10 protein-coding genes are annotated in these 12,051 nt (G+C 29.4%); 9 read left to right on the plus strand and 1 reads right to left on the minus strand.

Features of this window, described 5'->3' with window-relative positions:
• The first annotated feature begins 398 nt into the window (after positions 1-398).
• The 6 genes from brnQ (at position 399) to HLB29_RS02840 (ending at position 6,033) form a co-directional block, all read left to right on the plus strand.
• The gene (gene brnQ, locus HLB29_RS02815; protein WP_185623606.1) at positions 399-1,691 is read left to right on the plus strand and encodes a branched-chain amino acid transport system II carrier protein; all 1,293 of its coding nucleotides are present in this window, start codon (positions 399-401) and stop codon (positions 1,689-1,691) included.
• Positions 1,692-1,956: 265 nt separating this feature from the next.
• Entirely contained in the window at positions 1,957-2,367 is a 411-nt protein-coding gene (locus HLB29_RS02820; RefSeq protein WP_185623607.1) for a universal stress protein, read from the plus strand.
• 836 nt (positions 2,368-3,203) lie between these two features.
• Entirely contained in the window at positions 3,204-4,229 is a 1,026-nt protein-coding gene (locus HLB29_RS02825; protein ID WP_185623608.1) for a cell wall-binding repeat-containing protein, read from the plus strand.
• Positions 4,230-4,683: 454 nt separating this feature from the next.
• Positions 4,684-5,232 (plus strand): rubrerythrin, encoded by a 549-nt coding sequence (gene rbr / locus HLB29_RS02830; protein WP_207719495.1) that lies wholly within the window; start codon positions 4,684-4,686, stop codon positions 5,230-5,232.
• Between the two features lie 29 nt (positions 5,233-5,261).
• Positions 5,262-5,630, plus strand: coding sequence for a Fur family transcriptional regulator (locus tag HLB29_RS02835; protein ID WP_185623609.1), 369 nt, complete (start codon positions 5,262-5,264; stop codon positions 5,628-5,630).
• A gap of 16 nt (positions 5,631-5,646) precedes the next feature.
• The gene (locus HLB29_RS02840; RefSeq protein WP_185623610.1) at positions 5,647-6,033 is read left to right on the plus strand and encodes a desulfoferrodoxin; all 387 of its coding nucleotides are present in this window, start codon (positions 5,647-5,649) and stop codon (positions 6,031-6,033) included.
• Between the two features lie 141 nt (positions 6,034-6,174).
• Here the strand turns inward: HLB29_RS02840 and HLB29_RS02845 are convergent, their stop codons facing one another.
• Positions 6,175-7,251, minus strand: coding sequence for a DEAD/DEAH box helicase (locus HLB29_RS02845; protein ID WP_185623611.1), 1,077 nt, complete (start codon positions 7,249-7,251; stop codon positions 6,175-6,177).
• Positions 7,252-7,730: 479 nt separating this feature from the next.
• Between HLB29_RS02845 and nifV the strand changes: the two genes are divergently transcribed.
• From nifV to HLB29_RS02860, 3 genes are all read left to right on the plus strand, one after another.
• Positions 7,731-8,903: a homocitrate synthase gene (nifV, locus tag HLB29_RS02850; protein ID WP_185623612.1), complete on the plus strand. Its 1,173-nt coding sequence runs from the start codon at positions 7,731-7,733 to the stop codon at positions 8,901-8,903.
• A gap of 86 nt (positions 8,904-8,989) precedes the next feature.
• Positions 8,990-10,930, plus strand: coding sequence for an aconitate hydratase (locus HLB29_RS02855; protein ID WP_185623613.1), 1,941 nt, complete (start codon positions 8,990-8,992; stop codon positions 10,928-10,930).
• The gene (locus HLB29_RS02860) at positions 10,930-11,955 is read left to right on the plus strand and encodes an isocitrate/isopropylmalate dehydrogenase family protein (RefSeq protein WP_185623614.1); all 1,026 of its coding nucleotides are present in this window, start codon (positions 10,930-10,932) and stop codon (positions 11,953-11,955) included. Before HLB29_RS02855 ends, HLB29_RS02860 begins: the two co-directional genes overlap by 1 nt.
• Positions 11,956-12,051 lie beyond the last annotated feature (96 nt).

Here is a 12,051-nt window from a genome sequence, read left to right on the forward strand (position 1 = left end):
AATAGTGTTAAAAAATAAATAAAATAAAAATGTTATTATATTATTAAAAATTGACATTTGTTATTATTTTAAAAAAAATAAAATGTCTATCGCTTTATTTTTTAAAAAAAACAAGTGTAAATAAGTATTTACAATTTAAAAAAATAAAAAAATTAAAATAATCGGTATTTATTTATTTATAAATTTGTTATAAAGGTATAATTGCTAAAAAATAAAGAATTTACATGTGTTTTTACAAATTTGCTGAACAGTATAAAAAATAACAAAATCAATATAATTATATAATAATAGCTTGACAACTTTATAAAATTAAAATTATAATAAGATATAAGTTAAAAGAATTAATATTTTATTATTAATTTATATTATTAGGTGAAATAAAATAAAGGAGGAAAAGTATGGATAACAAGAGAAGTGTAAAAGACATTTTTACATTTGGTTTTGCACTATTTGCAATGTTTTTCGGAGCTGGAAATTTAATATTCCCTCCATATTTAGGTATTATATCAGGGCCTAAATGGTTTACTGCATTCGCAGGATTTACGTTTGCAGATGCAGGATTAGCACTTTTAGCAGTTATAGCTATAGCATTGGTACGCGGAGAGATAATGGTATTATTTGGTAGAATAGGTAAAATTCCTGCGATTCTGCTGAGTTTTGCTGATATAATGTGTGTGGGTCCATTGTTAGTTATACCTAGAACCGGTGCCACAACTTATGAAATGGGAATCACACCATTATTTGGAGAAGGAATTCCAATTATATTGGTTGCAATAGTATTCTTTACATTAACATTTATACTTACTGTGAGACCTTCTAAGGTAATTGATATAGTAGGACAGATATTAACACCATTTTTAATAATAGCACTTTCAATAATAATTATTAAGGGTGTAATATCACCAATAGGTCAGCCAATACAAAATCCTATGATTGATGGAGTATTTAAAAAAGGAATAATGGATGGATATCAGACTATGGACTGTTTTGTATCCATTGCTGTTGGTTCTGTGCTTATGCTTACGCTTGCAAATAAAGGATATACTGAACCTAAACAGCAGGTCAAAATATTAATAAAAGCAGGTATTATAGCTTGTGTTGGACTTGGTTTAATATATGGAGGTTTAACCTATTTAGGATCTACTGTTTCTACGATGTATGGAATGGATGTGCAACAATCGAAAGTTATAGTAAATATAACTAAGATGTTGCTTGGGAATACCGGTACAGCAATACTCGCAATCGCTGTTTCTCTTGCTTGTCTTACAACCTCAATCGGTCTTACCTCTGCAACAGCTGAATATCTTTCAATGATATCAAAAGAAAAAATTAGCTATGCTAAATGTGTTTTGTTTATATGTATATTCTCTGCTGCTGCAGCAACTTTAGGAGTAAAAGGTTTAGTGAAAGTTGCAGTTCCAATTCTTACTATAGTATATCCGCCATCAATAGTTCTTATTTTGTTGGCTTTTGTAAGAGATAAAATAAAGAGTGATTTAGTATATAAATTTTCAGCCGGCATGTCGGTTATAATTAGTACAATATCTTTACTTTCTACAAGGATTCCGGCTTTAGACTTTATCAATGCATTACCTTTAGCAGGGTTAGGGTTTAATTGGGTTATTCCTTCATTTATTGCAGGTCTAATAGGATTTTTAATAAGTTTTAGAAAAATCGAGACAAATTTATAGTTTAAGAAGCAAAAAAAGTTAAATAAATATTTTAAAGATAAGAGTAGCATTTTATATCTCAATTATTAATTTTTAAAGTTAGTAATTGAGATATTTTTTATAAAAAAAGTTAAAAGAATATTTGATTTAAATATAAAAGTGTAATATATATTATATAAAAAATATTTTTTATTATTTGATTTGACTAAATATTGCGAAAGCTTTATAATATAAGTAAGAACAATTACTTATTTATCATATTCATTCTATGAAAGGACGTGTTTTTATGAAATTAAAGAGAATACTTATACCAATTGACGGAACAGAGAGAAGTATGCATTCATTGGAATTCGTTAAGGAGACTTATGATCCAGATCAGGTTGAGGTGGAAATAATCCATATTAAGGAACTTGTATTTATCGACGGAATTTCTATAAGCGATGAAATAAAGACTTCTGAAAAATTCGGTAAAGAGTTACTGGAAAGAGCAAGAAATATTATGAAGGGTTATAATGTAGAACTATTCTTTGGATTTGGGTATGCTGGTGATGAAATTATCAAAAGATCAGAAGATGAAGATATTGATGTAATTGTTATGACTAAATCAACAAAGAAAGGTTTCAACAGAATAATAGGTTCGTGTACAAATTATGTTTTAAAACATGCCAAGTGTACAGTTATGATAATACCAGAATAATTTGATAATTAGGTTTTTTGTCAAATAACGTTTAAGAAAATTAAAACCACAGTTTATACAGCAGTGTCATATGAATTTATGATACTGCTCTTTTTTCGTATTAATTTTTTCTTCTAATCAAGATTCTTATTATTGTTTTTTGATGATTTTATGCCTATTATAAAATATTCCAGAATATCAAAAAAAATTTAGAATTAAAATAATTTTTGTGGATTTTTATAACTTATTTCCAATATTTATGTTATACTAATTTTTGAAGATGTTACAAATCTACTTTAAGTTTTTTGTGTTGTGACTTAATTATATAACGAATTTGACTTGTATTTATTTTTTGAAAAAATATCAATGAAAGTAAAAATTGATGTAGAAGATTTTCGGTTTTTATTTTCTTAAATTAATAGATTGATTTTTTATTATTGGTTTATTTTTAAAAGATATATTCTAAAAAAATATATTTTTTTAGAATATATGAGTTTTATATTGCATTTTTTGAAATGTATGTTATTATTTAAGTATAGTGACATGTTACATTTAAAATATGGTTAATTTAAATTATTAGTTGACTTTGTAAACTAAATATGGAAAAAACACAATATTTTTAAAGCAATATATAAAATATTATAGATTTTACTAAAGAATGTTCAACAATTATTGCTAATATTGATAAATTTCAAACAAATATATTGTGTGATTTTTTTGTGTAACTTTAAAGACGGAAACGATGTTATTTTTGAGAGTAATTTGATTTGTGTTAAAAATATTGTGTTACAGAACCTTTAAAGTTCTCAATTTTAATTTAAGTTTACAGAGCATGTGAGTTTTTTTAGGAGGTAGTTATGGAATTAAAAAACATTAAAAAAAATTTTTTAGTGATTACGTTGACATTTTTATTTATTTTTACAGTTATTCCTGTATATGCTTTGGAACAGGAAAATGATCTAAATAATAAGAAAGATATACAAATATTGAGAATAGCTGGTGAAGATAGATATAGAACTTCCATAAAAATAGCAAAGAGTTCTTATAAAAAAAATGATACTATTTTCATTACGAGTGGAGAAAATTTTACAGATGCTTTATATGGGGGACCTCTTGTATCTCTAAAAAATAGCTCTTTAATATTATCTCCAAAAGATAAGTTGACTAAAGATATAAAAGATACATTAGCAAGTCTTGATACAAAAAATATAACAATTTTAGGGGGGATTGATTCTATATCTTTAAATATAGAATCAGAATTGAAAAAGTCGGGATTTATTGTAAACAGAATAAGTGGAAAAAACAGATTTGAAACTGCCGATCTGATTAACAAAGAAAAAATAAATACTTATTTTGGTACAGTTGGAGAAGATGATGTATCATTATCAAATGGATATATGTTTGCAGATTCGCTATGTGCCGGACCGTTTATTTACTATAATGATAAATTTAATCCTACGCGTTTTTTACCATATAATGAGATTAATGCATCTCATGGAGCTAAATATGTGTTTGGTGGATTAAATTCAGTTCCACAGTTAACATCAGAAGAGAATAGACTTTCTGGTAAAGATAGATATGAAACTTCATTGAAAATAGCAAATGAAATAAAAAAATTATTGCCCAATCAAGAGATAAAAACTCTTGTAATCGCATCTGGAACGGATTTTCCAGATTCACTTTCATCAATACCATTAACAACTCATTCAAGGGGGGTATTAATTTTATCAAAGAAGGATTCTTTAGGTAAAGAAATTATGAATTTTATAAGTGAAAACAAAAGTATTCAAGATATTATTGTTGTAGGTGGTGAAAATTCACTTTCAAAGAATATTGAAAAAGAATTATATGAAATATGTAACCACAGGCAGGAAGAAAAATAGCTATTTTTCGGTTTTTTGTCAAATAACGTTTAAGAAAATTAAAACCACAGTTTATACAGCAGTGTCATATGAATTTATGATACTGCTCTTTTTTGTATTAATTTTTTCTATAAGCAGGATTCTTATTATTGTTTTTTGATGATTTTATGCCTATTATAAAATATTTCCGAATATCAGCAATATATGAAAAATATATAATTAAATATTTTAAAATGTTTTGATGTTTATTATAAGGGTATATAATTTAATAAGGTTTTATATTTTTTAATATTAATTGAGAAAAAGTTGATTGAGAATAAGTATCGTATATATTGGAAAATAAGTAAAATTATTGAGAAAAGGTGTTGACATTAATTATAATTGAGAGTATAATTTATATATAACAATAATAGTAACTATTACTAGTTTCTAAGATGTTTAATAAAAATAATATTGCTTTAAGGAGGAATTTAAGATGGCAATCGAGTTAAAAGGAACTAAAACGGAAAAGAATTTGCAGGAAGGTTTTGCAGGAGAATCAATGGCAAGAAATAAATATACTTACTATGCTTCTCAGGCAAAGAAAGAAGGATATAATCATATAGCTGAGATATTTATAGAAACAGCTGATAATGAAAAAGAGCATGCTAAGTTATGGTTTAAGGCATTACATGGTGGAGAAGTTCCAACTACAGAAGAAAATCTATTAGATGCTGCTGAAGGTGAAAACTATGAATGGACAGACATGTATGCCGGCTTTGCAAAAGATGCTAAAGAAGAAGGGTTTAATGAAATAGCAAGATTATTCGAAGGAGTAGCAGCAATAGAAAAGGCACATGAAGAAAGATATAGAACTCTTCTTCAAAATTTAAAAGATGGAAAAATTTTTGAAAAAGATGAAGTTGTAGTATGGCAGTGTATCAATTGTGGACATCTTCATGTATCAAAAAAATCTCCAAAGCTATGTCCGGTATGTAAACATCCACAGGCATTTTTCAGAGTAAAGGATGAAAGTTGGAAATAAGAATTGATGAGTAAGAAAGGTGTGTTGTTATGAAATTTTCTAAACAAAGAGAAATGATTTTAAAAGAAGTTATTAGTAGCAATAGACACCTTACTGCAGATAATATATATGAAAATTTAAAAAAGGAAAATCCAAATTTAAGTTTGGGAACAGTATATAGAAATCTTACCCAGCTTGAAGAACATGGATTTATCAAAAAAGTGAACATACCTGGTGATCCTGTAAGATTTGATGGGAATTTGGAAGAGCATGATCACTTCATATGTGAAAAATGTGGAGATATTATAGATATAAAATTTGATTCTTTTAAATATGAAAGCGAATTTTTAGATAATAATGTAAAAGTAAATTCAAGTTATATAATATTAAAAGGTATTTGTTCAAAGTGTAATAGATAATATGGAGGATAATAACATGGCAAGAGAACTAAAATTTTATAAATGTAATTTATGTGGACAGGTAGTAGAATTATTGGTTGAAGGACCAGGAACATTAGTCTGTTGTGATCAGGAGATGGAATTGCTTAAAGCTAATTCTTCTGATGGTGCTGGTGAAAAGCATGTTCCGGTAGTTGAAGTAGAAGGCAATAAAGTTACTGTTAAAGTTGGAAGCGTTGCTCATCCAATGACTGAAAAACATCTGATAACTTTTATCGTACTTTTAACTGAAAAGGGTGTTCAGAGAGTTGATTTAGCTCACACTGATGAACCGGAAGCGGTATTTACTATTGCGGAAGATGATAAGGTTATTGCAGCTTATGAATATTGTAACTTACATGGATTGTGGGTAGCAGAAGTATAAGTTTATACTATATAAAATATTGTTTGATTTGATAAGGTCGAATATAAAAAGACGGGCGAATTATTATATTTCGCTCGTCTTTAATATTTACCTAAATTTATTTTATACCAATAATCTGATAGAGTTGTAATTAATTGTATTTTAAGTTAATAAATTTTGTATCTCTTCATATATGTTTTTGTTTTTTTTGGTAATGAAAGAACAAGATTTTCCTTCTTTTCCTATTCTACCGGTTCTTCCGATTCTATGTATGTAGTCCTCGGCTCTTTCGGGAAAGTCATAGTTATATATATGAGTTATTCCACTAATATCAATCCCTCGAGAAGATAAGTCAGTTGAAATCAAAAATTGTGTTTTTAAATCTTTAAAATTTTTCATTATTCGTTCACGCTTTGCCTGACTTATATCACTATGTATTTTATCGCAGTTATATCCGGCCTGGGATAATTTCATCTCAAGATTATCGACTCTTGATTTAGTTCTGCAAAAAATAATTGCCATAAATGGATTATCCCTGTTAATAATTCTACATAAATCATCAAATTTATTTCTATCGGTAGTAAATATAAATTCTTGTTCTATTAATTCCGGAATATTATTTTTCCCTTTAGCTGATATATATAGAAAATTATCAGAATATTTATAAGCCATTTTTTTTACTTTTGAATTGACAGTTGCAGAAAATAGCAAGGTAAGTTTATTTTGAGCTGTTTTTGATTCAATAAAATCAACTTCATTTTTAAAGCCCATTAGAAGCATTTGATCAGCCTCATCGATAACCAAGACATCTATAAATGACAAGTCTATAGTTTTTCTATTTATGTGATCGATGAACCTTCCCGGAGTTGCTATTATAATGTCAATTTTATGGTTAAGTTTGTTGATTTGAGATTTTATATCTTTGCCACCGTAAATTGGAAGTACATTTAAATTAAAATCTTTACATAGTTTTTTTGCTTCATTAGAAATCTGTAGTACCAGTTCTCTTGTGGGCGCAAGAATCAAAACTGTGTTGTGATGATTTTTTATCAAACCGTCAATTAAAGGAATTAAAAATGATAATGTCTTTCCAGAGCCGGTTTCTGATTCTGCAATTATGTTATATTTTTCTTTTATTTTGGGAATCACAAGTCCTTGTATTTCGGTAGGTGAATTAATTCCAAATTTCTTTAATTTGTCTACTAATGAATAGTCTATATTGTATTTTACGAAATTCATATATCCTCCTGTAAAAGTTATAATAAATTATTATATCATATATTAGTATAGTATTCATTTTGATTGACGTTAATTTTTTGCTCCTTGGAAAATAAAAGGCAGTATAATATTATTTTGTTTTTATGATTTTATATATAATTAGTGAGCAGTCGGGAATTATACGTTTATTGTTGTTTAATTTAGGCATAAATTAATAAAGAAAAAATCATATAAATTTTAAAAAAAACAAAAAAATGAAATTTTACAGGGTTTTTAATTCATTTATTTAAAATAAATAAATGAATTGATATTTAATAAAAGTTGCAAAAAAAACAATAAAAAATAATAAAAATCGTTTTTATAATAAAAAAATGAATGTTATTTTTGTAGAAATTGCAAAAAAGTGAGAAAAAGGCTTGTTTTATCCTTGTTGATAGAATATAATGTATTTATAATAAATTGCAAGAAATGATTTATAACTTGCAAGAATGGAGGATATTATGTGTGTGATTGATAAGATAAAAGGCAAAGAATTAAAATTTGTAGACACAACTTTAAGAGATGGTGAACAGACGGCGGGGGTAGTTTTTGCCAATAGTGAAAAACTTATGATTGCAGAAATGCTAAGTGACTTAGGTATTAATCAATTGGAAGTTGGAATTCCTACGATGGGAGGAGATGAAAAAGAAGCTATAAAACAGATAGTGAAAAAGAATCTTAAATCCAGTATTATGGCATGGAATAGAGCTGTTATAGGAGATATTCAACAAAGTATAGATTGTGGAGTTGATGCGGTTGCCATCTCCATATCAGTGTCAGATATACATATTCAAAATAAACTAAAGACATCTAGGGAATGGGTTTTGGAACAGATGGTGAAGGCTACTGAATATGCCAAAAAAAATGGACTATATGTATCAGTAAATGGTGAAGACGCTTCAAGGGCAGATGAAGACTTTCTGATAGAATTTATTGAATGTGCAAAAAAAGCAGGTGCCGATAGATTTAGATTTTGTGATACAGTCGGAGTAATGGATCCTTTCACAATAAGAAAAAAAATAGAAAATATATATAATGCTACTAAATTTGATATAGAAATGCATACTCATAATGATTTTGGAATGGCTACAGCTAATGCTATAGGTGGAGTATTGGGTGGTGCTAATTATGTGGGAGTTACAGTTAACGGCTTGGGTGAAAGGGCCGGAAATGCTGCTTTGGAAGAAGTATTGATGGCTTTAATACACGTATTAAAGTTTGATTCAAAGATAGATACCAGAAGATTTAAGGAGTTATCTGAATATGTATCCAGAGCATCTGGTAGAGAATTGCCTGCTTGGAAAGCTATTGTCGGAAGCAATATGTTTAGACATGAGTCAGGAATTCATGCAGATGGAGCTTTAAAAGATCCAAAAAACTATGAGGCTTTTGATCCCTCTGAGGTAGGATTGGAAAGACAGATAGTAATTGGTAAGCATTCTGGTAAAGCTGCTATAGTAAATAAGTTTTTGGAATATGATATAGAATTAAGCGACTCTGATTCTGTTACTATGTTAGAACAGATAAGAAGCACATCTGTGAAACTGAAAAGATCTTTATTTGATAAAGAAATAGTATCTATTTATAAGGATTTATTAAGAGCTAGGGGAGAAGAACTTCATAGAATTATATAGAAAATATCAATAAAATTATGTGATAAATATAAAGATACCATATAATTAATCTTGAAAATAAATAATCTAAAGAGAAGGTGATTTGATTGGGGAAAAATATAGTAGATAAGATACTTTCAGCTCATTTAGTGGAAGGCGAATTGTTATCAGGAACCACAGCCGGTATAAAAATAGACAGAACATTGACTCAGGATTCTACCGGTACGATGGCATATTTGCAGTTGGAAGCAATGGAAATAGACAGAGTAAAGACAAAGCGATCTGTAGCGTATATTGATCACAATATGTTACAGCAAGGGTTTGAAAATGCAGATGATCATAAGTATATCCAGACTGTTGCAAATAAATATGGAATATATTTCTCAAAACCGGGAAATGGGATATGTCATCAGGTGAATTTAGAAAGATTTTCAGTTCCCGGAGACACATTGTTAGGCTCTGATAGTCATACACCTACAGCAGGTGGTGTCGGAATGCTGGCAATAGGTGCTGGAGGGCTTGATGTGGCTTTAGCTATGGCAGGAGAGCCGTATTATATAAAAGTACCTAAGGTGGTAAAGGTTGAATTGTCCGGAAGACTCAGTCCAATGGTCACATCCAAAGATATAATTCTTGAGGTGTTGAGAAGACAAACCGTAAAAGGTGGAGTTGGAAAGATATACGAATATGGAGGAGAGGGAGTAAAAAATCTTTCAGTACCACAAAGAGCGACTATCACTAATATGGGAGCGGAACTCGGGGCCACTACATCTATTTTTCCAAGTGATGAAAAGACAAAAGAATATTTTAAAGCACAGGGAAGAGAACAAGACTGGTTGGAGTTAAAAGCTGATAAAGATGCAGTTTACGACGAGATAATAAAAATAGATTTATCACGTCTTGAACCCATGGTAGCAGCACCTCATAGCCCGGATAATATAAAAACCTGTAGAGAAATAGGAAAAGTGAAAGTTGATCAGGTTGCAATTGGAAGTTGTACAAATTCGTCTTATGAAGACTTAATGAAAGTTTCTAAGATACTTAAGGGAAGAAAAGTTGCTGATAATGTAAGCCTTGTCATAGCTCCCGGTTCCAGGCAGGTAATGGAGATGATTGCCAGAAACGGTGCTTTAGGAGATATAATATCATCCGGAGCTAGAATATTGGAAACCTCATGTGGACCATGTATCGGTATGGGACAATCGCCGGGAACAGATGCAGTGAGTGTTAGAACTTTTAATAGAAATTTTTACGGAAGAAGTGGGACAAACTCAGCCAGTGTATATTTATCTAGTCCTGAGGTAGCAGCGGTAACAGCTATCACAGGTTATTTAACAGACCCGAGGGATATAGATTTTAATGTTGATTTTTCTGATATAAAGGTCGATAAATTTTTAGTAGATGACAGTATGATTATTAAACCAAGTGATAATGTTGATGAAATTGAAGTTATTAGAGGGCCTAATATCAAACCATTTCCATTAAATTCAAGGCTGGTTGATAAGTTGGAAGGAAAAATTATAATAAAGACAGATGATAATATTACAACTGATCATATTATGCCTTCTAATGCAAAATTATTGCCTTTTAGAAGCAATATACCATACCTATCCAATTTCTGTTTTAGTACTATTGATGAAGGTTTTGCAGATAAGGCAAAGCAAAATCCAGGAGGATTTATAGTTGGAGGAGAAAATTATGGTCAAGGCTCATCTAGAGAACATGCCGCATTGGCTCCTTTGCAACTCGGAATAAAAGGTGTGATTGCCAAAAGTTTTGCGAGAATACATAAAGCAAATTTGATTAATAGCGGAATTATACCTATGGAATTTGAAAATCCTGAAGATTACAAGAAGATAGATCAAATGGATGATATGGAAATAGATAATATTTTTGATGGAATAAAAAATGGTAAACTATTAGTTAGAGATAAAAGTAAAAATATATCTTTCAATGTATTGGCGGTATTTAATGAGAAAGAAATTGATATGTTATTAGCAGGTGGTAAACTAAATAGCATAAAATTTAGGAAAGGAGTTAGTGAATAATGTATGATATTACGCTAATTCCAGGTGACGGAATAGGTCTTGAAGTGACTGAATCAATGAAAAAAGTAGTTGAAACAGCAGGAGTTGAGATAAATTGGGAAGAAATGATTGCCGGTGAAAAAGTAATAGATAAATATAAAACACCACTTCCCGAATACGTTATTGAAAGTATAAAAAAGAATAAAATCGCAATAAAAGGTCCCATTACGACTCCTGTTGGAAAGGGTTTTAGATCAGTAAATGTAGCTCTTAGGAAAGAATTAAACCTTTATGCAAATGTAAGGCCAATAAAGAGTTTTGATGGAATAAAATCCAGATATTCAGATATTGATTTTACAATTATAAGAGAAAATACTGAAGATTTATATGCCGGGATAGAACATAAAATTGGTGACTATGCGGGCGAAAGTATTAAGTTGATAACCAGAGATGCAAGTGAAAGGATAGTGGACTTTGCTTGTAAATACACAAAAGACAATGATTATAAAAGATTGTCATGTGTACATAAAGCAAATATAATGAAAATATCAGATGGATTGTTTCTAAAAGTTTTTGATGAAATTTGTAACAAAAATGGAATAACAAGAGATGGTGAAGATATTTATTGCGATGATGTAATAGTGGATGCTGCAGCAATGAATCTTGTGTTAAATCCAGAATTATTTAATGTATTGGTAATGCCAAATCTATATGGAGATATACTTTCTGATTTAGGGGCAGGTCTGGTAGGTGGTTTAGGCATAATTCCAAGCGCAAATATAGGAAAAGACTACGCTATATTTGAAGCAGTGCATGGAAGTGCACCGCAAATAGCAGGAAAGGGAATTGCAAATCCAACTGCTATTATTCAATCGGCCGTTATGATGTTAAGATATATAGGAGAGCATAAAGCGGCAATATTAATAGAAAATGGATTAAAAAAAATATTTAAAGAAGGAAAGGTTATAACAGTTGATTTGGGAGGTAATGCCTCTACTAAAGAATTTACGGATGAATTATGCCGTATTATAAAAAATAGTATTTAAAACGCCTGATCAATCACTATAATATATAAAAGGAGCTATGATTATTTTATCTGGCTCCTTTTTCCTGCAAAAAATAATAGTAATTTTTAAAATATA

The sequence above is a fragment of the Peptostreptococcus canis genome (assembly GCF_014229965.1).
GTDB lineage: Bacteria > Bacillota > Clostridia > Peptostreptococcales > Peptostreptococcaceae > Peptostreptococcus > Peptostreptococcus canis.